At 46.2% G+C, this 23,428-nt stretch carries 14 protein-coding genes; 10 read left to right on the top strand and 4 right to left on the bottom strand.

What is annotated here, in order from left to right; translation table 11 throughout:
• Positions 1 to 190: 190 nt before the first annotated feature.
• The 3 genes from BMZ72_RS03850 to BMZ72_RS03860 all read left to right on the top strand — a co-directional run bounded on the left by BMZ72_RS03850 (position 191) and on the right by BMZ72_RS03860 (position 3,131).
• Entirely contained in the window at positions 191 to 682 is a 492-nt protein-coding gene (locus BMZ72_RS03850) for an SRPBCC family protein (RefSeq protein WP_218155197.1), read from the top strand.
• Between the two features lie 335 nt (positions 683 to 1,017).
• Positions 1,018 to 1,365: a hypothetical protein gene (locus BMZ72_RS03855; protein WP_089805416.1), complete on the top strand. Its 348-nt coding sequence runs from the start codon at positions 1,018 to 1,020 to the stop codon at positions 1,363 to 1,365.
• A 56-nt stretch (positions 1,366 to 1,421) separates the two neighbouring features.
• Positions 1,422 to 3,131, top strand: coding sequence for a leucine-rich repeat domain-containing protein (locus BMZ72_RS03860; RefSeq protein ID WP_089805418.1), 1,710 nt, complete (start codon positions 1,422 to 1,424; stop codon positions 3,129 to 3,131).
• Here the strand turns inward: BMZ72_RS03860 and BMZ72_RS03865 are convergent.
• Positions 3,117 to 3,458 (bottom strand): hypothetical protein, encoded by a 342-nt coding sequence (locus BMZ72_RS03865; RefSeq protein WP_143087589.1) that lies wholly within the window; start codon positions 3,456 to 3,458, stop codon positions 3,117 to 3,119. The genes BMZ72_RS03860 and BMZ72_RS03865 overlap by 15 nt on opposite strands.
• Before the next feature lie 4 nt (positions 3,459 to 3,462).
• Between BMZ72_RS03865 and BMZ72_RS03870 the strand changes: the two genes are divergently transcribed.
• On the top strand, positions 3,463 to 3,909 hold the full coding sequence (locus tag BMZ72_RS03870) for a hypothetical protein (protein ID WP_143087590.1): 447 nt from the start codon (positions 3,463 to 3,465) through the stop codon (positions 3,907 to 3,909).
• A 9-nt stretch (positions 3,910 to 3,918) separates the two neighbouring features.
• On the opposite strand, the gene BMZ72_RS03875 is transcribed toward BMZ72_RS03870, so the two are convergent.
• Positions 3,919 to 5,388 carry a MocR-like pyridoxine biosynthesis transcription factor PdxR gene (locus tag BMZ72_RS03875; RefSeq protein WP_089805424.1) on the bottom strand — a complete coding sequence of 490 codons (1,470 nt, stop codon included), beginning with the start codon at positions 5,386 to 5,388 and terminating at the stop codon, positions 3,919 to 3,921.
• A 95-nt stretch (positions 5,389 to 5,483) separates the two neighbouring features.
• On the opposite strand from BMZ72_RS03875, the gene bioB reads away from it, so the two are divergent.
• From bioB to BMZ72_RS03905, 6 genes are all read left to right on the top strand, one after another.
• The gene (bioB, locus tag BMZ72_RS03880; RefSeq protein WP_089805426.1) at positions 5,484 to 6,482 is read left to right on the top strand and encodes a biotin synthase BioB; all 999 of its coding nucleotides are present in this window, start codon (positions 5,484 to 5,486) and stop codon (positions 6,480 to 6,482) included.
• Between the two features lie 272 nt (positions 6,483 to 6,754).
• Positions 6,755 to 7,672: a pyridoxamine 5'-phosphate oxidase family protein gene (locus tag BMZ72_RS03885; protein ID WP_089805428.1), complete on the top strand. Its 918-nt coding sequence runs from the start codon at positions 6,755 to 6,757 to the stop codon at positions 7,670 to 7,672.
• Between the two features lie 72 nt (positions 7,673 to 7,744).
• Positions 7,745 to 8,044: a 2Fe-2S iron-sulfur cluster-binding protein gene (locus BMZ72_RS03890; protein ID WP_089805430.1), complete on the top strand. Its 300-nt coding sequence runs from the start codon at positions 7,745 to 7,747 to the stop codon at positions 8,042 to 8,044.
• Between the two features lie 17 nt (positions 8,045 to 8,061).
• On the top strand, positions 8,062 to 8,943 hold the full coding sequence (locus tag BMZ72_RS03895; RefSeq protein WP_089805432.1) for a helix-turn-helix domain-containing protein: 882 nt from the start codon (positions 8,062 to 8,064) through the stop codon (positions 8,941 to 8,943).
• Positions 8,944 to 9,026: 83 nt separating this feature from the next.
• Positions 9,027 to 9,908 (top strand): helix-turn-helix domain-containing protein, encoded by an 882-nt coding sequence (locus BMZ72_RS03900; protein WP_089805434.1) that lies wholly within the window; start codon positions 9,027 to 9,029, stop codon positions 9,906 to 9,908.
• Between the two features lie 66 nt (positions 9,909 to 9,974).
• Positions 9,975 to 10,712, top strand: a complete 738-nt coding sequence (locus tag BMZ72_RS03905; protein WP_089805435.1) for an SDR family oxidoreductase — start codon at positions 9,975 to 9,977, stop codon at positions 10,710 to 10,712.
• Between the two features lie 93 nt (positions 10,713 to 10,805).
• Here BMZ72_RS03905 and BMZ72_RS03910 read toward each other — a convergent pair whose 3' ends face one another.
• On the bottom strand, positions 10,806 to 13,874 hold the full coding sequence (locus BMZ72_RS03910; protein ID WP_177222669.1) for a beta-L-arabinofuranosidase domain-containing protein: 3,069 nt from the start codon (positions 13,872 to 13,874) through the stop codon (positions 10,806 to 10,808).
• Positions 13,875 to 14,304: 430 nt separating this feature from the next.
• Positions 14,305 to 23,412: a Tc toxin subunit A-related protein gene (locus BMZ72_RS03915; protein WP_089805438.1), complete on the bottom strand. Its 9,108-nt coding sequence runs from the start codon at positions 23,410 to 23,412 to the stop codon at positions 14,305 to 14,307.
• Between the last annotated feature and the right edge of the window lie 16 nt (positions 23,413 to 23,428).

Genomic DNA, 23,428 nt, shown 5'->3' on the forward strand with positions numbered 1-23,428 from the left:
ACAGATTATAGGCAAAGATAGGCAGACAGGGCTGTAACGGACATGCAGTGACTCTTTGATACGACTGTTTCTGCGTATATATTCGTCAGTAGGCACCACATTTTCGTTGCTGCATGCTGCATTGAATAATAACTCAAATGCATATATAACCCTAAATAATTGTCCTGTTTCACCCTTATACTTGTCCCGTATGACCGCCTGTGAGAACCCGACATTTGATAAATTGCGGCTGGCAACATTCATCGTAACGCATATGGAAAAAATAGAACACATTAACTACATCAAAGTGCCTGTTGCACAAGTATATAAAGCGCTGACCACCCAGGAGGGACTAGGTGCTTTCTGGACAACGGCCCTGATCGTAGAACCAAAGCCTGGCTTTATAAACGAATTTGATTTCGACGACGACTATGGCACTAAAATGAAGATTGTTGAATTGTCTGAGAATAAACGGATCGAGTGGGAATGTATCGCATCCGATCCTGAATGGGTCGGAACGGGTGTTTCATTTGAACTGTCTGAGAAAGATGGCGTTACAGCAGTAGTGCTTAAACATTTTAACTGGCGCGAGTTGACAGAGTTTTACCGTTGGTGTAATTACAATTGGGCGATGTTTCTGTTAAGTCTGAAAAGCTATTGCGAAGACGGTGCAGGCACACCATATCAGAAACGGAAGTTCTGATCAACCTAAGTTATCTTGTAAAGGACAATAGCCTATAGGGATCCCATACCCAGGCTTACAGCAACCCGGTTTCCATTGGAGGCCGGGTTGCTGTTTATATATAAAATGCGCTCTTTTACGCAGACAGGTATTGTTATGATAAATAATATATATTTGTATAGTGCTTTTGTTTTTTGTTTTGTAATCATGTAGATGATTTGTAGTAGTGTGATAGCTATTAAACCCACAGCAGTACTATACTTTTGACCTTCGTCAGTGTGGAGGGTTGGAAGAATAACAATAATAAAGAAGCATAATAAGCTTGAACTTCAACGAGCGAATATAAATACGATAAAGTGGAAACACCTTTGATCAACAGTTATTACAAAACCACAGTACCCATTAACCAGCTTTTTCAAAAAGCCTTTGACACATTAGCGCAATACGATTATGCTGAAGCAGCTGCGTTTTTTGAAGAAGCATTCCGGTATGATCCCTATCGTTTAGAAGCGCACTATATATTAGCCATTCATTTTGCCGCTGTTAATGACACCGGACGTTTTAAGGAGCATTTTTTCATATGCTGTAATATTGATCCTGCATACTCGGAAGTTCAGGCGGATGCCAGTCCTGTCGACGAAGTTATCCGGTTCTATTACGGCTGCGCAAGGCGCGGAAGTGCCATGATAACAATCGATTTTTAACGAGAATTGAAAGTGTATTATACAATCTGATTTAACCTATAAAAACCAACAGGACGATGCCGGTGCTTCTTACCAAAGACGCAATTTATCAGCGATTTGACATGAAATTGTATGATCCCATCAACAGATTGGATCATGACAGGATCATTTACTTCGAGGGAGATACTACTATTAAGGGGAGTCTTACTGCAGACTGGGCCGCAGGTACATTGGAGTCATTAAATGAGGATACCGATCTGGGTGACGTACTGATTATGATCAATGGTAACCTGACCGTGGAAGGTGATATTAATATTGGTGATTATCATCCGCTTTTGCTGGTATTAGGTAACGTACACTGCGACGTGCTGAAAAGTGGTGATGATACGATTCATATATCCGGTGACGCATATATCAGATATGCCTTTTTTGGAAACTATAACGATGGTAGCATCACAATTGAAGGCACAACTTATGTGCCGTATGTACTGAATTCAGACCATGATTCCAATATAAAGCCGGAGGGTGCTATCCTCATCAATACCTATAGCGATCAGAATGATTTTTTTGAGTATGACTATACACAGGAGGTTTTACCGCAGGTGATGGTGCCGGCCACATTTAACCAACATAATGAGTTTGATGAATGGCAGTTTATTGATCTGGTGAAAGCAGGGCTATCGCCTTTTGTGGAAGGCGCCAAACCTACCCGCCTGGTACATGAAGAGGAACTGGAAAGGATCATTGCAGGCAATATCGATGAAATAGTGGAGCTGGATTTGTCAGATAAGAAGATGAAGGTATTTCCGGCGTCTCTTACCAAATTAAAAAACCTTAAAAAGCTCACCCTCTCAAAGAACAGGATCAGTGAAATACCAGCCGTCATTGGTGAACTGCAGCAACTGGAAGAGTTGTATCTGTACGATAGCGGTGTTAAGACCATTCACGAAGCCATCGGTCAGCTAAAAAAGCTACGGATACTGAACCTGGGCGCCAATTATGACCTGAACGCATTCCCGGATGCGCTGGGCGAATTAGGCAGTTTACAGGTCCTGAAGATCGATTACATGGCAATACCGCTGCCGGATAGCCTGACCCGTTTGGATAAACTCGAAACACTCAGTATGTATGGTTGTTACAACCATGTGGATGCACCGGCGCCTTTCCCGGAAGTAATAACCAGGTTGAAAAACCTGCAACAATTCGATTTTCGGGAGAATAACATCCGGGAGTTACCGGAAAGTCTGCTGAATGTGCAAACGCTGCAAGAGTTTCATTGGACGGGTAGCCGTACTCAGTCGGAAAGTTTCCCCAATTTCGCAGGCTTTAAGCACCTTAAAAAACTGGTGATCAGCAAAAAGTTCCTCGGCTGGAAAGCGGAGGTCTTTGACATTCCAACCTTAGAACATCTGGAAATAGACCGAAACGAAGAGAAGAAGGAGTTCATTACACAGGATACCCTTGATCTCATGGCAGAAATGGCGCCCGATGAAGACGAGGATTTCCGTCAGCAACTGGAATGGATCAAACAGGTGATGCAACCGGCACCTAATGGCGGATTCTTCTACATCCTTTCGCCTGGTATGCAACCGGAAGATTTGCAGGACATTCATAAACTGCAACAGTTAAAATACCTCAATCTTTCTTCCAATGGTCTGACCTGGCTACCTGAGACATTCTTTGAGCTAAAGCACCTGGAACATCTGAACCTGAAGTATAATAAGTTTCCGGAGGAAGTGAAGCAAAAAATCAGCACGACGTTTTCAGGTATTTCAATAACCTGGTAGCTTATGATGCTTACACCATAGCGCGCCATATGATGCGGTCAAACTCAGGAAACTGGTAGAGAAAATAAACCGATAGCACTTTTGGAGATCTAAAACAGTTCCTGCCAGCTCTCTGTGATGATAATAATCCGGTAGCACCCTGATCGACCAGATGTAAGAGGTGGTGGCTGGCTTATTCAATTGCCTGCAAAGCTGCATCGCCTCATTTTCAAGGCGTATTGCTTCATCTATATCGGTTACACATTTTGCCCTTGCCAGGAATCCCATGGTGGTGATACGGTTTTCCAGGGAGCTGTCTTTACGGTCTAATACTTTAAAGGATGACATTGTAATGGTCAATGGAAATCTCACGGTGACCGGTATACTGGAAGACGCCATGGAAGTAAACATCTCACTGATGATGGTATTCGGTCATGTAACCGTACAAAACCTGTTTACGTTTTCACAGATCTGTATTGCCGGAGACCTGACCGTGCACAATGCCATCATTGCCGATTCCAGCTATGATTATAGTCTGCATGTAGGCGGGAATCTGAAAGCAGGTCTTATTATTGAATATCACCACAGTTTTTATATACAGGGTACAGTAAATGCCGGATATATGTATACCACGCACGCCAATGCTCCACGAGGTCCATTACAATCAAACCTGCAGGATGCGCATTTCATTGATGAGGTGATAACGAAAGAGGAACTGGACCTGGATAAAGCCCTGAAGAAAATAATGGCAGGCGTTTCTATTGTTAGAAATATGCATGAAGGAATGCCGGAGCATTGATTGTGCTATTTACAATTCGCTGATTGCCTGTTTCAAAATACCAATCGTTTTATCCATCTCCTCCTGATCCAGATGCCCAAAACCAACCCGCAAAGCGGTCACCTCTTTATTCTGATAAAGCAATGTTCTGGGAATAAAGAGGTTGTTTTTCTCACATAGCTTTTTGAGCCGCATCAGATTAACCGGTTTTTTAAAAGACAACCAGAAGGCGAGTCCACCGGTGGGTTGCTGAAATTGTATCCATTCACTGAGATGTTCTTCCAGTAAGGCAGACATATAATCCCGCCGTTCCTTATAGATCTTTAAGGAGCGCTTCATATGCCGCTGAATAGCGCCTTCTTCTATCATTTCTCCTAAAGCCTGCTCGATCATCACATCTCCCTGCCGGTCTATAATACCCAGGTACTTGCGCATTTCCACCATCAGATTTTCCGGCGCAACGACAAATCCGGTACGAAACCCCGGAGCGAGAGACTTCCCAAACGAACTAACATAGATCACCATACCTTCGGTATCTACTGTGGCCAGTGGGAGCAGGGGTTGTTTATCATAGTGAAAGTCATAGTCATGGTCGTCTTCCACGATGACAAACCCAAATTTCTTTGACAGTTGTAATAAGGCCATCCGTCTCCGGGCACTTAAACTGACGGTAGTAGGGTAGTGATGCTGGGGGGTGACGTATACCAGTCTGATGATATGTTTGCTGCATAGCTCCTCCAATGCATCGGTATTCAGTCCTTCCTCATCAGTAGGTACTGTCAGTACGCGGTTACTGGATTTCTGAAAGATCATATTAGCGGCAAAATAACTGGGGGCGCCCACTACAACATAATCACCCTGTTGTAAAATGATCTCCGAGATAATAAACAGGCTCATTTCAATACTCCGCGTGATCAGCAGGTTATTGATAGATATTTTGAACCCACGCGAAAGCCGGAGATACTGGGATAACTGTTCCTTAAAATACCTGCTGCCTTCCTGATTATAATAACTCATTTTCTTCTGATTGCTTTTGCGCTTCATATTGGCGCTATACAAACGGGAAAGATCGTCGATCTGTGTGAGCCGGATATCAGGTACCCCGTCGTTAAACACATAGTCGCAGGGGGCATGGTCAAACGGATTATCCAAAAGCGGGGTCGTTGTGAAGGAAAAGCCGGTCGTGGCCGGGTAACCACGGCTTTCCGTCGTCCGTCCCTTTATTTTAGGTAGACGGGGCATCACCACTGCTCCCCGGTTCGGTTTTACGTCTATCCAGCCCTGGGCATATAACTCCTCATATACCGAGGTGATCGTATTCCGGTGCACGTCCAGGAGCTCGCTTAAAGTCCTGGCCCCGGGCAGTTTGGTACCGGGCAACAGCGTACCGGATTGTATCGCCTGCGTCAGATGATTCGCTATTTGTATATAAATAGGAATATGAGAAGCACGTTCTATCTGGATAAAGCTTTTAAATGGAATCTCAACCGGACTATTCATAATATTAAAACTGGCACCTATGAACCTACCGGCAAGATATTACTTTTGGATGGAAACGGGATGATAGGGCCTCTATCACCCAAAATAAATGTAAAATGAGTAAAACAACCGCATTACGCCACGATTGGACAAAAGAGGAACTGCTGGCTATTTACAACAAGCCATTACTGACGCTGATATACGAAGCTGCATCCGTACACAGGGAGTGGCATAAAGCCGATGAGGTGCAGATATCAACGTTATTATCGGTGAAAACCGGCGGTTGTCCTGAGGATTGTTCGTATTGTGGTCAGGCTGCCCGTTATCAGACCGGCATCAAGGTACAGGCCTTACTGCCTACGGAAACAGTGCTTGCGCACGCACGTAAAGCAAAGGAAAATGGCGCCTCCCGCTTCTGTATGGCTGCTGCCTGGAGAGAAGTGCGTGATAACAGCGATTTTGACCGCATTATTGACATGGTGAAGGGTGTCAATGACATGGACCTGGAAGTGTGCTGTACCCTGGGTATGTTGACAGAAAGCCAGGCAGAACGCTTAAAAGATGCTGGTTTATATGCTTATAACCACAACCTGGATACTTCTGAAAACTATTATAACGAGATCATCTCTACCAGAAAATTTGATAACCGTATCAAAACGATCGACAACGTCCGCAAAGCAGGTATTACCGTTTGCTCAGGTGGTATTATCGGTCTGGGTGAGTCCCATGAAGATCGTATCTCTATGATACTCACTTTGTCCAGTATGGAAAAACACCCGGAATCAGTGCCTATTAACGCACTGGCAAGAGTGAAGGGAACGCCGCTGGAAAATAATCCTAAAGTAGATATCTGGGATATGGTACGTATGATCGCGACAGCACGTATCGCAATGCCGGCTTCTATGGTGCGCCTGAGTGCCGGTCGTATTGAAATGACCGAAGTAGAACAGGCCTGGTGTTTCATGGCAGGCGCCAACTCCATCTTTACAGGTGAGAGAGAAACGCTGCTGGTGACGCCTAATCCCGGCGTATCCGACGATTTACAGATGTTACAGAATTTAGGCTTAAAGCCGCTGGTAAAAGAACCAGTAACAGCTGAAGCTGTAAAAGCATAAGATTGAGAAACCCACCCCCAATAAAAGACACAACACCATTAATTAAATAGGCAGGGGCCGTGAAAAGATGTTAAGGGGATACTACCTTCAGGTGGTGTCCCTTTAATATATGGCAGCATGTCTTCAGACTACCCCAGGCAAATTCCTCCATGAAATAATGCGATTTCTCCATTTCCCGGTACTGCATATCGTGCGATCTTTGCTATATCATATTTTCTTTCCAAAGGTAAGTGCTGAAGAGGCACCCCGGCGGCTAATTTAATATTTCGCATATGGCAGACGTATTTCATCAGGGGGAAAGGGACATCCAAACCATGGTTGGGGAAGCGGAAATTGCCGATCATAATAAGGCGATGATCGCAGGGTCGATTGCAAGGGGCGCGATCAATTTTGTAGAGAAACAGCCAATGGCTATCGTGAGTAGCCGGAATCAGGAACAGGAACTGTGGGCATCGATACTGATCGGTAATTTTGGGTTTGTAAAGGTACCAGACCCTGAGACTATTACTTTTGATACCCGGAAGCTTGTCAGTAATCCGGCGGATATCTTCTTTTCAAATATTGCACATGACAGTGAGATCGGCGGCCTGTTCATTGAACTGGATTCCCGTAAACGCCTGCGGGTGAATGGTACCGCCAGGCTGGAAAATTCAAAGATCGTATTGAGTGTGCAGGAGGCGTATCCAAACTGTCCGAAATATATACAGCGCAGGGTAATGGAGATGCCCGAATATTTTGAAAAAACGCAGTCCAGGTCTACCGAAGGGGTTACGTTGACCAATGCCATGATCAACTGGATGCAAAGCGCGGATACCTTTTTTGTGGCAAGCGCTGGTCAGGATGGCCGCCTTGATGTGTCCCATAAAGGAGGGAACCCGGGTTTTATAGAAATAACGGAAGACGGTACCCTGAAGATTCCGGATTATCCAGGCAACAGCATATTCAACACTTTTGGAAACGTCCTTCAAAATCCCAGGGCTGGACTGTTATTTGTAGATTTTGAGAACCGGCAAACCTTACAGTTGACGGGAACAGCCAGCCTGCTTTTTGATCAGACATCAGAAAGCGATCTGCTAAAGACAAGAGGGACAGGCCGTTTTTGGTGTTTTCATCCCACACGCTGGATCCATACACTTGAACATCATCGTGTGGAATGGCAGTTTTTAGGATACTCTCCGTTTAATCCCTGATAGTGGTAGTGTCACCCTTTATGGAATTAAGCGGGCATGATAGTCCGGCGGTTTTAGTAATTTAGTAACAATATGATGGAACAAAATACAGCAAGCACCAATAATAGCGGGAAGAAAAGCTATACAATCACCTTGTCTAAATCCAATAAGCAGGTACTTTGGACTCAAAGTAAAGGTACAATACTGGAACTCTGCGAATCAGCGGGGCTGAGTCCGGATTATAATTGCAGAATGGGCACCTGTTCCACCTGTGAGTCAAAATTGATTAGTGGCGCTTTCACATATGATCCGGAGCCTTTTATGGAACCGGAGGAAGGTAATATACTGATCTGTTGTGCGATTCCGGCATCAGATATGGAGATTGAACTATAAATAAAACATACAGGCGAATGTCAAATCAGACTGTTTACACGCTTCTTAATCAACAGAACGGAAACCTTTCGTTTAAGGTATTCGAATTTGATAATAACAGTTATTTTGATCACATTCAGCGTAATAACTACTTTACCATCATCATCGTCACGGGCGGAGAAGGTGTCGCAAAAGTAGATTTCTGCGAATATACTTTTCAGGAAAACAGCCTGTTCGCTTTTTATCCTTACCAGCCTTTCCTGTTGCAGTCAAAAGGTGATCTGGTGGGTTATTGTATCCAGTTTCACCACGATTTTTTCTGCATCTACAGACATCACAAAGAGATTGCCACCAATGGTATTCTGTTTAATAACATCTACCAGCAACCGTTTATCTCACTGGATGAAAATTCGAAAGCAACCATGCTCAACTTCATCAGAGAGATTATCGGTGAACTGAAAATTGATGCACTGAGAAGGGATGAAGTCATTGTTTCTTATCTGAAAATATTCCTGGTGATCGCCACCCGTATAAAACTGGAACAGCAATCCGTGCAGGAAACGGAGGCCGTTAATGCCAAACAGTTGCTGATCGTGCAAAATTTAAGAAATGCCATCGAAGACAATTTCAGAGAGAAACATGCACCAAGTGATTATGCAGATCTATTACACCTGACCCCACCTGTATTGTCCAGGATTGCCAAGACCCATTTCAGGAAACCGCTTTCAGAACTGATCTCTGAGCGTATCATTATAGAAGCTAAAAGAGAACTATACCTGACGCCTAAGACGATCAAAGAAATCGCGTATGAGCTCGGCTACGAAGACGAATATTATTTTAGCAGATTTTTCAAGAGCAAAACAGATATCTCCCCACAGTCTTACAGGGAAACCGTAGGTTTCAACCGGCTGACGGGTTGAGCCGTAGATGCCGCTGAAATCCGCAGATACCATTTTTGCATTACTTTAAGTGATAGCTTTGCAGAAACAGGAAGGGATTCTACATGGAAGAAACAATAGGATTACTGGACAAGATAAGGCATCACGATAAATTGTCGATCGCGCTGAATGAGAATTGTGCGATACCATTGCCTGATGACGTAATGCAGATACTACTCAAACCGCATCGTCTTTCTTTTTATTATTTTCAATACATTGAAAGCGGAGCGGCCACCTTTATTGCTGACCTGCAGCAATTCGAGGTGGGCGACGGTGAACTGGCCTTTGGCCTGCCCAACCAGATTATCACCAAGCTGCCTTATGATAAAAACCAGCGGCAGTATGCGCTTTCTTTTGACGAGGATACGCTGAGACTGCTACCTGGTACCTATCAGTTCCTGGTCAATCCTTTTAATGTTAATTCTATTTCCTTCGACCCTGCCACACAGCAACGGGTGAAAAATCTGCTTTCCGGCTTGTTTCAGCTGCTGCACGCTCCCGGCAGACAGCGAAAGGTAGAGGTCATACTGGCACATTTACATACCGTACTGACCGAGTTTAATACCGCTTATTTTGAGCAATACAAAGTTCCGGAAGTGGTGCCAGGTGCCAAGCTGTCAAAGTATATCGCTTTTAAACTGGCAGTCGAAGAAAATCTGACCGAGCAGCATGATGTACAAAGCATTGCAGAGCAATTAGCGCTGACGTCTAATACCCTCTATGGGATCGTGAAAGAATTTGGTGGTGTTTCTCCGAAAGAGTGGATCACCAACCGCCTGATGCTGGAAGCACAACGGAAATTACAATACTCCACCTTGTCAGTGAAAGAACTGGCTTATGAACTGGGATTCAATGACCCCGGTTACTTCTCCCGTCTTTTTAAAAAGAGTACAGGTAAGAGTGTCAGTCGCTATCTGGCTGACTTGAAGGATTTGTCCCACGATTAAAATGATTTGTCCCTATCGTCCTTTTTTCTGCTGACTACCTTCGTTGCATCAACAAATGAAAATAAAATGAAGTCAGCATTAGTCACAGGCGCCAACAAAGGTATTGGCCTTGAAGTGGCCAGGATACTCGCACAGAAAGGTTTTTTCGTTTACTTAGGTAGCCGCACACTGGAAAATGGATTGTCCGCAGTTGAAAAACTACGCGCTGCAGGAATAAATAATATAGCAGCAATACAATTGGATGTGACCAGTCAGGCATCTGTTGATGCGGCACGGAAAGAGATCGGTGAGAAAACCGATGTACTGGATGTGCTGGTCAATAATGCAGGTATTGCCGGTGGATTTGAGCAATCTGCGCTTACATCGGCCGCGGACCAATACCAGGCAGTGTATGATACCAATTTGTTCGGTGTTGTGAGAACGACGCAGGCATTTATTGACCTGCTGAAAAAATCACCGGAACCAAGGATCGTGAATGTAAGTACCGCTATGGCATCCCTGTCGATGGCAGCAGATATTCATAATAGCAACTACCCGAAACGCTATGTCATTTACCAGTCTTCCAAAGCCGCACTGAATATGTACACCGTGCAGTTAGCCTATGAATTGCGCGATACAGCGTTTAAGGTGAATGCCGTTTGTCCGGGATGGACGAAAACTGATTTTACCATGCAACAGGGTACCAGTACGCCGGAAGAAGCGGGTGCACGTATTGCTAAATATGCACTGATCGGTGCAGATGGTCCGACCGCGAAATATATCAGTGAAGAATATTTCCCGGAACCGGCGAATTGTCCGTGGTAAAGCTTTGGCAGAAAGAATCGCTTACTAACTTATTCAAAAGGCTTCAACTATTTATAGCTGAAGCCTTTTGAGTGGAAATAATATATCGGAATACTATTTTAACTGCACATCCAGGTAAACAGAATGACGTCCATATGTCTCATAAAACGGTTTAAACACGATGTCGTCAATCATAAATTGTAATTGCTGCGGATCACCTTTAATAGACTTGCTGATATCATCGGCATTAAGGGTTATTTTGCGCCAGTCCTTTCTTGCCTCCGGTTCCTGTGCCGCCAGCAGGATCGGCCCGTAAAACAGACTTGCAATATTCTGCTGATCCATAACAGGGTCGAGGTGGAACTGGAAAGGCATTTTTAGCTCCAGTACGTCGCCATCTTTCCAGTTACGGCTTATGGTCAGGTATGTGCCCGGTTTAGCAGAAAGCGCCTGCTCTTTACCGTTGATCTTTACAAAGAATCCTTTTGTCGCCCAACCTGGCACCCTTACATTGATATCAAATCTTCCATTGCCGCTGATGGTAAGACGGGTATAGTCTTCCTTAGGGAAGTCTGTTGTCTGTTCTATTGTTACATTCCGCTCTGTCCATTGTAAGGTGGAAGGAATATAGAGATTCACATAAAGTGCCTGGTCATCTCTGCTTTTGAAATAGATGGTGTTCTGCAATTTGGTATTGCTCTCGATAGCAGTACCGTTACAACAAGTAAAACCTGTCATATCCGGATTGCCAAACTGTTTGATCGCACCCGGCCGGAGCGGCACATGGTAAGTATTGGCAGGATTATCTTTTGCAACAGAAGCAAGAATATGGTTGTACAATGCCCGCTCGTAATAGTCCATGAATTCAGCCCGTTGATCAAAGAGGAACAGGTCACTGGTCAGCTTCAGCATATTGTAAGTTGCACAGGTTTCGTTTTGTCCGCCGGAAGAGAAGCCGTTTTCATACAGGGTAGCCGGCTGACTGATAAAGCATTCCGCGTTAGCGGGATTACGTGCACCTGCAACACCTCCGATGCTGTACATATAATCATTGACTGCCTTGTACCAGAAGTTATCTGCTATCTTATAGTATTCCGGATTATTTGATGCGCGGTACATTTCGATGCTTCCTACGATCTGTGGGATATGCTGATTGGCATGTAATCCACGGAAAATATCTACATTTCTGGCAAGTCCATGCGAATGTGCAGTATCTCCAAAGAACACCCTGATATTGTCAAACAACTGTGCCGTCTGCAGATATTGCTGCTTGCCGGTAATCAGGTAAAGACGCGCCATCGCTTCATTCATCCCACCAAACTCACCTGCGATATAAGTATTCCACATCTTTATCAGCGTATCCTGTGGTACATGACTTAAACGCGCGTATACCCAGTCGCCCATACCACTGGCGATGGCCAGCGCTTTTTTATTACCGCTCACTTCATACACATCCATCAGGCCAGCCAGGATCTTATGCAACGTGTAATAGGGCGCCCAGATCTGGTTCTTTTGTCCGCCATACTTAGCGCCTTTCTCCAGCATAATAAACTGATCCGGAGGATAAGCACTGATGAATCCTTTACCCCAGTTCCAGTAATCATTGCGGATGCCTTCATTGCTCAGATCTGAATCATACCCCGATTTCCCCGGACCATAAGGTACCGCAACAGGATCGGATACGGCTGCACCACCTGTTGTTGCAGGATTGCCGGATAATTGGGATAGATCATAGAGGGTGTTGACCATATATTCCATTTTCTGCGCGAAATTCGCCTGCAGGGTTTTGTCATATCCGGTACTGGCATAGGCTTGCGCAATAGCAGTCAGATAGTGTCCTGTTGCATGCCCTCTTAACTTGGTATCCTGACTGTCCCATACATCCAGCGGCCTGGCGCCTTCAGGCTGCTTTTGACCAAAAGCATGGCGAAACATATAAAGAAATGAATTCGGATCAGTAATGGCTAAAGTTCGGATAAACTTATCGCGGTTTTCGACAAACCGGGTCTCATGACCATCCGCATCATTTTCCAGGGAAACCTGTCCCAGTTTAAACGGCGCCAGTTTTAAAGTGGCGGTAGGGGATTGCGTATCCTTTTTTACGGTAATAACTGCCTTTGGCTGAAAATTAGTTCCCGGTACACGTCCCGTAAGCGTATATTGGCCGGGTTGTAACACGGCACTGTTGTCAACAGGCGAAGGCCAGATCACACGTACCTGCGGCCCTTTCCTGTTATGCTGATAAGTACCCGCTACATAAGCAGGCAGGCGGGGTAAATTTCCTACAGCGGTTTCCACTTTTACATCAGCTACACGCACCAGATAAGCATTATATAATTGTGCTGCCGTTGCCGGAAAATGAGGAAGATCATCCTCCTGTTTGCCCGTAGTATTGACAACGCCCTCATTAATACCCCGGCGTGAATTGTTATAAATACCCGCCACCTGTCTATTAGTCAATGCGACACGATATATACGAAAATCATGGATCAGGGCGTTCAGATTCGGATCGCCGGTTAGCAGCGACTTCCCGATATAAAGCTGCTTTTTCCCGCCTGTCTGCTGACTGAATAAGGTCATTACCTCTGAAGGGATATCGTTTGCCTCACCCACCTGCTTACTATCCACATAGGCGATCATCGCTTTTGAAGGGATATCTATTACAATGACCAGATGCACCCATTTATTCGTGGCGATGGCGGGAGCCGCCACGGTGGTCTGACTGCTTTTATCCGCTGTTATAACTGCCTGATAACCTTCCTGCGTACCTGTTCCTGTAGGTGCTGCAAAAAAATGCTGACCGGCATCCTTTCCGAAATCAAAGAAACGCTGACCAGCCTGGCCGGAGCGCAGGTATATCCATCCTGATATGCTGAGTGATTCTATATCTGATAATGCTTCACCGGGAAGTGTAAGGAAAGCATTGTTATTACCGGAAAGTGATAAGACCTTTCCAAACCGGTCGTCATTAACAAAAGTTATTTCATTAGCGGGAGATTTGGCATGCAGGTTATTGCGCGACCAGTCCCTGAGATCTCCGTTAAAAACATAACGTGCTATCATACCCGTCTCACCGATTCCATCCAGTATCTGATCTCCATTTTGCGCCTGAGCGGTATGAATACCCTGGGTCCAGACGGCCATAAAAAAGATGACATGTACGAGTCTTTTGTACAATTTCATATAATCATAAATTTCCATCAATAACAGTATGTTTATCTATTGGTCAGACAAGTCTCTACCTTAGACAAGTACGGAATGTCCCATTACACCGGCATTATACCGTGATTAGGCCGCTGGTTGTACGCTTGTGAGCGTACAACCAGCGGTATAATACTGGTGTAATAACGGTATACAGCGAACATCCGGCTTATGTCCGGACGATATTATCCTTTATTCACCATTTTGTAATTCGCTATGAAGCTATAAAGAATAGCCGCGTTCCTATATGTATATTTTAGCTGATAATTAAACGATTTTAACAAGTATCCGGTAAATACTGACTATGCTGGTACAGGTTTCCTGTTTCCGCATGCCGGCGCATAAAAAAACGCTTCAGAGACTTCGCCCTGAAGCGTTCTTACTGTTTAACTGTTATCTCTGAAAGCTGTTATTATGGGAACTGGTATTTTACGATCATCATCAGTTCTTCCATGTCATTCATCAAAGCCGGCGTTGCTGCGAGCGTAAATGCGGTATCGAGTTCAATGGCCATTGTCTCATTCAGGAATACCGACCATTCAGGTTTTGGATTCAGGGTCAGTGCGGCGCCATCGATCGTAACACTCACAAGGGCAGGAGTGTTTTTAAACCTTGCCAGCAGGATCACCTTATCAATTTCGGCAGCGAATGCCTGCAAGAAATAAGGAAGTCTGGTCTTCGCGATCTGCATACTGACCGTACCGTTTTTCTTCAACAGGTTCCATTCGTCCGGCATGTCATAGCGGAGATTAAGCGCCAGGTGAAGACCTGTTTCACTCAGCTGCTGACCGATCTCCGCCAGCTTGTCTTTCAAGGTATTCGATGCCAGCGTTTTTAATGTACTGCCGCCTTCACGGGCAGTGTATTTGAGATGGATGATCACATCTGCAATAGTGTTGTAATCGAAGAGCCGTACGCCCGTTGGCAGCTCCAGCCGCCAGGTACTGATAGCACCGGTATATTCGAATGGCAGATAGCGTTCATCACGGAAGTTCAGTTCAAAGAGGCCGCTGTCATTCTGGGCGTTACTGGTAGCGATGGATTGAATCGTACCGATATTATACACAAAACGGTCATCATTTCCAGGTACTTCTTCGTACGCTGTCTTATCATCTGTAAAACCAACTGCCTTGGCGGTATTCTTACGATACCGGTTGTTGATCAATGATAGTTTCGCACTAACCGATGTGTATGGACCTGCAATACATGGGAGCGTAATACTGACCGTTTTTATACGGCGGAAGTAGTGGCCGGGATGATCCATATCAAAGAGGGCTTCCGGTACCTGGAAGTCACAGACGCCGGTGGCACGTAATCTGACAAGGGCCAGCGGATCAAGCATAGAGAGCGAGATGTGTTTAGTCACCTCGTATTCCCGTTTGTTAGTGTCCAGGTAACTGGCTTCCATCCGTTTCAGGTCGTAGAACAGCTGGTCGGCTGTCTGCAAACCTTTCTTGAGATTATCCCAGTAGCCGAATTGCAGGAAGGTATCTGTACTGCCCAGTTCATGCTGATAGCAGCGCTCTGTCTTTTTGGATACATCATATGCCAGTTTGTAGGCTTTGAAGTAAACAGCGCTGATCTTGCCGATCATCCATTGGTAAAGGTCTTTATTGGTGAACTTATCCTGCATGAATTCATCGGTCTTCTGGTTGTTGTCGATCTGCTGTTCCTGTGTTTTAATGTCTGCTTCAGTGATCTCTACCCTGAGTTCTGCAGCGGTGATTTGTTGGTCGATCTGCTTTATTTCCAGTTTAGCCAGTCTTTCCTGTAGTTTCCAGTCATCGAAACGTCTGTCAAATCCACCCAGGATAGAAGCTCTGTTGGCCTCATAACAGGCCACACCGCTCAGGATATTCAATACGCCTGTCGCCGCATTGGCTGCCGCAGCCAGGAAGGTACCACCAAAGGTCACATCTACTGCCGGTGAGCCACCAAATCCATGTCCGCCCAGACTAAAGTCAGGTATCAGTCCCAATACAGCGCCTGTGGCCTGTACGATCTGCGCCGTCATCTGGAAGTCGTGGGCTTCAGACAGCTTATCAAGGTTCAGCTGTTCACTGGCAGAGATCCGCTCGATGGCTGTGAAGTAAGCATCCCGTTCCTCCGTAATGGCTTTGGTACGGTTAAGTACTTCTATCTGTTGTCTGGCTTCTTTCAGCTGTACCTTTTTCATGTCCAGCATACTCTTAAGCAGTTTCGCCTCCAGGTCATTCCGCAGTAATGCCAGTGCTTCGGCATCTTTTTTCTCCAGTGCCTGTAAGAGTGCGTTGCCTAATCCGCGGACTTCCTGGATCAGTTCCGTCGCTTTCTGCGACATGATATTAAAGCGATAGTTGGGTAAAGGAGCATTCAGTCCCGCTATGATACTCGATAGATCAAGACCGGCCGCAGCTGCACGTACCAGCATCCCCGGATCAATAGGAGGAGCAAAGAGTGCCAGCACTCTTTCGACACCGTCTATATTCTGGGAGTTACGGATCTTGAAAAGCCGGTCTTCGATCACATCCCACCAGGCCAGCATCTGATCATTCGGAGGCACACAGAAATAAAGACTGGACATCGTGATCGGTGGTGGCGGTAGTTCATCGCCGCCATGTGGTAGTACGGAAAGGTCCGGCAACAGATTCTCAAATTCCAGTAATGCATTGCCGAAGGCATCCAGTTTTGGTTCCAGCTGATTGTAGGTTTCGTAAGGTACCTTCACCGCTGGTGGAATGATACGTGGTTTAGGTCCCAGTAATTTATCCGCCAGGATGTACATCTGTGTCGCCTGGGTGATGGCTTCCATTGTATCCTGCCGGAAGAGGTTATCTCCCCATTGCACCAGGTTATCGATGTATTTCATCAGCGTCGCCTTCTGATAAGCTACCGGTCTGAAACGCGCTACGACATGCGGCATAAACGGTTTTGTACGCCACTGATCAATGGCAAACTCCAGTTCCTTGATTTCAGGAGTGCCGGGAGTTGCTATTTTAGTCAGCAGGTTGTCTATGCGCTGTTCCAGGTATTCTGGTGACAGACGTTGATAGAACGGTTTGGTTACCCAGTATTTCTGCGGAGGATTCCCTTCAAGCGCACCTGTAGGATTGAAGATATAATGGAACCATACCAGGGCTTCTTCAAAACGCTGGTCTCTGCTCAGGCGTGTAGCCAGCATCATCGGCGTGTGATAGAAAAGTTCCCAGTTATAACTGCTGTAACTACCATCACTGTCGAAGTCTATGTCTTCTATCGGCAGCGGACCAGGCACCAGTGTACCGGGTTGGTAATAGGTAGCAAAATTGAAATTAGTAACGGTTAGTTGTGTCTCTCGCTTCATCAATGCAGGAATGCCATCCTTATACAGTGTCTTACGCATCATACATAACAGGGGATGATAGAAATTCCTGAATTGTTCGCCATATTTCAGCTGGGTATATACCTTCCATTCGGCAACGATGGCCTGGAAATCAGGATCGGCTACCAGTTTGGCCACAAGGTCAGCCGCAGGCATGCCCGGATTCTCCTTGATGATCTGTACGTATTTATTGTAGAGGGCTATCACTGCTTCCAGTAGCTTCAATACATCCGTATACGTTCTTCTGATAGTGATAGGCTGACCTGTCTGCGGATCTTTATCCACGCCATAAAAGCCAGGAACGATCACATAGTTGTGTTTACTGTCTTCGAAGAAATAAGGCAGTAAGGTACCCAGTGGTACTTTGATCCCTCTGCCGGCAGCATCTGATATATTGGCCAGCAGCTTTTTCATGATGACCTCGTAGAGCAGGGCGAGCATGTCCACCCAGGTGAACTGGTGCGGGTAACTGAGCCGGAAGTTGCTGCCGGGTGTCTGTGTCAGCAGGTCGAAGAAATTAAAGAACAGAAACGCGTTCCGTACCGAGAAAGCATTGCTTGCATCCAGGTTTTGCTCTACATATCTGTCAGACCCCAGTAGTGTGTCTTTGAAGTCGGGGAAGAAATCAGGAAAATAAGCGGGCTTGGTACTGGCGAGTTCCGGATAGCCTTTACAACCCGTCAGATTAAATATACCGTCTATTGTATGGGTTTCCTGAATGTATTCCACCGAAGTATGAAAGACCATGATCTGCTGTGAAAACTCAAAGTACAGCAGGTTATACATGTCCTGGTCAAACTTGTCGGTAGTATAGTCGTCAGGTGTCATGATGCCGCTCCTGGACACTCTTTTCGGTTGCCACTGTTTATTGGCAAACTGACTGATGGCCAGCTGGATCTTCAGTTTACGTTCCACCTTTTTCATTTCTCTGGGGGTGCTTTCACTGGCGGATACGCCGGGGATCGTCACCTCGTGTGTCGGATTGGGTATTTCTGTGAAGATCGGCCAGGCCAGACAAAGCCGGTTGTTATGTACAAAGGCGAGGAGCTGGTTACTGGTGATATCGAGGTCTACTTTTTCCCATGCACTCCAGTATCGTTCCTGTTCCAGGCGACGGTAATAGTAAGTGGCTGGATCGCCTGTTTTAGTACGGGCGAAGACGTGAAGCGTATAGATATCTGCCTGATAATATTCTGCCACTACTTCCAGGAAGGCAATTTCATCCAGTTTTTCGAGATACCGGATCAGCGCATCTTCCGTAGTAAACTCATTTACTTCATCCTGTAACAGTTGTTCTTCCATTTCGGAAAAAAGGAAGGATTTATCATCCAGCAGTTCTGGTTCGATCCAGTTCTCCGGATAGAGGAACACTTTTCTGTTGGCTTCCCATACACGATAGTTTTTCATCCATTTCCACTGATCCCAGCCGGAATCACTGTTCCTGTCGGCCGCGGCGGTAGGTTCCAGTCCCATCAGACAACGTTGTACAAACAGCTGGATCGTGCCATGCGCCTGTACGATACGGGAGGAAGGCATGATTGCCTCCATCTGCGTATCAACGAGGTAATAGTCAAACAGGTCATTGGGCGTAGATACGTCGGGGGTAGTAGCCAGCAGGTAGGCAACCAGGGCATTTCTTTTCTGTGGACGCACCGTATTCATGATCTCTTTCAGCGTATCTAACCAGAGATCTTCTTCATACCGTGCTTTGAGCGTCATGCGTAACTGACTCGTATCGGTGCTGGTGAGTACTGGGTTGATAAATTCTTTTGCTATAGAAGCGCTGGTTCCCAGGATACGTAAATCCTGCATAGCAGTGGCCAGTCTGGTCCAGGTCTCCACTTTACGGTATTGTGTCAGGTCCGGATTCGAGAATCCAAAATAGAGGTCCGCATCATCTAATACATCACGGTCATAACCATTCAGCAGGGCAAAGGCATCCAGCCATTGCTGGCGTGTGGTAGCGCCATTCAGGAGAAGGGAGATGAGGGAAAAGAAGGTCAGCGGATGCTCCGCGTCTCCCGGATTAGGTACCGGTGTGAGGGTATTCAATAAAGAAAGGAGTTGTACGAAACTTTCCCATGTGGTATATGGGATCGGCGTCTGCGCACCGGCATATGGAATCCGGTCTGCTTCCAGCCAGCCCAAAGCAGCACTGTTGTTAAGCAGCCATGCAACGGTATCGGGGTCCTGTTTCAACGCTTTCACAAGGGGGAAGAGTTTATGCAGCAACCGGATGGCATTGTATTGTTGTGTAAATGCTGCCGGTGTAATAGCGGGTGGCGCCGGTGGTTCATTTACTTTGTCGATCAGCGTATCTGACAACAGGATATCCCGCAGGAAGGCGGTACCAGGTGCAGGTTGTTTCAGTCTGGCGGCACTGAGCAAAGCTGTCACAAGCTCGTTTTCCGCCTTAAAGGTACTGGCCAGGGAAGTGACCAGCAGATCTGTCTTTTCTGCTACAAAGAAATAGGCAGATAATGCAGCGAAAAGCGCTTCCAGAAATGCCTTGCGTGCTGCTTCCAGACTGGCCGGAGGCGCCGCAACGATGGCCGCCTGTAAGGTCTGGATATTGGTAATGACAGCTGGTGTAAAGAAGGCCTGGAACTGGTCATTAAGATAGGTGGCGGCAACCGGATCCGGAGGCGATACCCAGGTGTCGTTTGCCATCCTCAGGATGTTGTTGGTAATCTCTTCTGTGAACCCGGGCAGCTTCGCCAGTCCGTTTTTCAGTGGCTCCTGCAATTCATCGGCTGTCAGCAATACGTCATAAGGAGATTTGTTCGTATTAAAAGCCTGCTGATAGCCTGTTTGCAAAGCGATGAGGAAGGTGGTTACTTTCTCGTCTGCTATTTCCAGTTCTGCCAGGTTATCTGCTTCATGTCGCAGCATAAACCTGACATCTGCTGGTTTTAAGGGTGCACTCTTACCAATGTTCACATGATTGATAAAATCAACGGTGACAGCAGGTGTGCTGAATACATCGAGTCCGGTAAGTGTAACATACAGGAGGTAGTCGCTTATGGAGAGCTTCAGTTTCCTGCAAAGTCTGGCGACGGCAAAGAGATGACTGATATTTTCAAAAGTAAGATCAGTATTGCTCATTGCACCGGTGATACGGCTGAAGTCCACCGCAGAGAGTTGCAGCGCGGCAGCCAGACTCACCGCATGATTATCCAGCGTGGTACTGCCATTCACCAATGCAGGCAGTAGTGTTTCATCCAGGAAACCGGTAGTGGCCTTATTGAGAAATACTTGCTGGTAGAGCGGTTTGATAGTTGCGTTGGGAATAATGGTATGCGGCATTTCTCCATAGCAACCGATAAGTTCTTCTCTTTTGATGCCGGTACTTTGGTTGATGGTTTGCAGTTTGGATAATGTAACCAGACAAGGATCATCCAGTTTTTTGTTACCCAGTTTTGTCTGCATGATCACCTCATTCAAGGTCTCCTGTTTCCATCCTGTTAATTTTGTCAATCGCAGGAAGCGATGTATACGGTCAAGCGCTGCATCGTCGAGGTTGGCGATCTCTTTTTGCGTCGTATCACAACCGGTATCCAGGTGTTGGATGAACAGTTTGTCGTCCGGATTAATGAAAGTAAGTGATAGCAGATTATTCAAAGCCGTATAGGTCAGCTCCGTTTTCCGGAGCATATTATCGACCACTTTCATATAGTTGACCGCGCTGGGTGTTCCCGTGTTCCAATAGAGCTCCTGATTGGCAGCATCTGCATTTACAATGAGCTTACGTTCCTGTTCTGTGAGGCCCAGGATTTCAGCTGCAATCGCTTCAACAGGTGGAGCGGCGCCAACCTGTAAGTCCTGCATAAGGGTAGCCCTGCTGATACCAAAGCGGGAGAAATAAGCCGCCGCTTCTGTATGTGGCAGATTAAAAGGTAGGGTGAAAGCAAATTGTTGTGTGCCTAAGATGGTATAGGCATTCTCGTTCACGTATTCCGGTGCAGCCGCCAGTTCTTCAGCGGATCCAAATGTCTGATGCAGGCGTTTTACCTGCCACTGATTAGCTGCAATAGGAGAAAGCTTCAAAACAAACCCTTCATCCCGTAGATAGTACGCCGGATTGATCACAGGATCAAGCGGTTCGTATACAAGGGCTTTGTCTGTAACAGCGATCTTGTTTGTATTCAGCAGCGTTTGCAGGGGAGCGGGGATCTTTCCGTTGGCCAGCGCACCGTTGTAGGTAAGACCTGCATCAGGGGCAATGGCTTCTTCCAGGAGTTCGCAGACCAGGTCTATGTACGGTAATGGTGTATTGGCATTTTCACATCCCAGGTCGATCTCACCCAGGTCTGGTCTTCTTTCGAAGAGTACGTCTTTCGCAATACGCACGGGTGCATTGGGATCAACGTCCAGGTTCCTGACAGTACGTTTGTCAAGATACTGGAGGAGTTCTACGAGATAGGCGGCCGGACTGTACACCGACCGGCAATGTTCACATGCGCAGGCGTCGGATAACTGGAACAGGGTATTGAGATTCGGGAAATCTTTACTGATGGCCTTTAGTTTGGCGGACAGTGTATTTACATTCAGCGCCGCGATACCCATACTGCTGATGGTATCCTGTAGTTCACCGGCAATAAGCATAGAAGCTGCCTGTACGTTACTGGCTTTATTGTAAATAGCGGTTGCTTCTTTCTCAGAAATACCAGCGGCAGGTCCTACTTCTTTTACAAAGCGTGATCTGCCGGTAGCGACAATGCTTTGTGCGGAATGTACTTTTTGAGAAAGCAGGGCAGTGGTCTTTGAATAATTGGGCACCAGTTTAAAAACACGTTGTACTGATTTCAGCTCTTTTAATGCAGGGGCTGTCGTAGCAACATCACGTGTGCCTTTGTCCCGGAAGAAGGTATCTATATTGGAATGCTGCAGATCGAAATCCTCATTTTCCGTCAACAGTTTCAATATGGCATCATGTTGTGGTACTGTCTTCTCTTTAGCCCTTTCCAGTTGTGCAGTGAATGCCTGTGTAGGATAAGCCGTTTCCATTTTCCGGGCAAGCGCAGAGGCGTGTACTTTGATCAGCTCAGGATCTACATTCAGCTCACCGGAAGATTGTGTCAATACATCCCGCCAGCCGGCACTGTTCAGCTTTGCGAGTTTACTGATGTCCTGTGGTTTGTCTATCTTCTGCGTAGCAGCTACGGTATTGATGATCTTATCATTGAAGCCGAGTACATTGCCCAGGGCGACAGTTACCTGTGTACGTTTTTTATCATCCGCGGTAGCGAAAAAACTGGCAGAAGAAATGGCATCCAGGACTTTACTATAATCCTCCCTGTTTGCATCAAAAAGCTGCTGTATTTCTCCCAGTTTGTCTTTCATCAGGAAGTTTGTCAACGTATCGGTGATCCGTTTCTTTTTCTCTTCCTGATCAAATTTGCGGGCTTCCTCCCGGTATTGGCTAAGGATCGCCATACTTTCACGCAGCTGTGCAGCTACGCGTTCAGGAATGATCAGTTCTTTAATGGCGCTTTTGATATCGGCATCGATCTGTTTTTCATCTGCGAGTGCGGCATCGTAGAGGATTGCCTTGGTATCTGCATTGATATCTATCTGTACACGGGCGTTAAATGCTTTTGCGAGGTCCAGTTTCAGCAGGGTATCCTTGCGTAGCAGTCCGTAGAAAAAGGCAGCGTCTATCTTTGAGATTTCCAGCAGCCGGTGTGCCAGCACGATATATTGCAGCCTTTGCGCCGGGATGCCGGTTTCTTTTGTAAGGAAAGTGATATCGCGGGTTTTGACGTCTTCCTGTAGTGCAGTAAGCGGAACGTTTTCAATCAGCGGCGGTAGTGTACGCAGCATGGTATCGAATTCGTTCTCCAGTGGTCTGGCAGCAACACGTACTGTGATATCCACCCTTTGTTCGGGAGGGGCATTAAAGGTGATCTGGTCGATCGTCTGTTCAAACAGCAATTGTTTTCCGTTGCTATCGTATGCTTTGAGGGAGAGGTCTGCGTATTGTTTTTCTGCCCTTTTAAAGGCATCGGGTTTATAGAAGATCTGGTATTTGCCTGCATTGTCTGTCAGCATATCTCCCAGTGGCTCTTCGGCGCGCAGATCGCGGTCGAAGGCTCTGACGAGTATATTGGGAAGGGGAGTACCCTGTACGTCGGTTACGGTGCCATATACTCTGTAAACCAGGTTAGGAGTATCTATCATTTTTTTCGGTTTAAGT

Origin of the sequence: Chitinophaga sp. YR627, from assembly GCF_900114995.1 — a bacterium.
Classification (GTDB): domain Bacteria; phylum Bacteroidota; class Bacteroidia; order Chitinophagales; family Chitinophagaceae; genus Chitinophaga.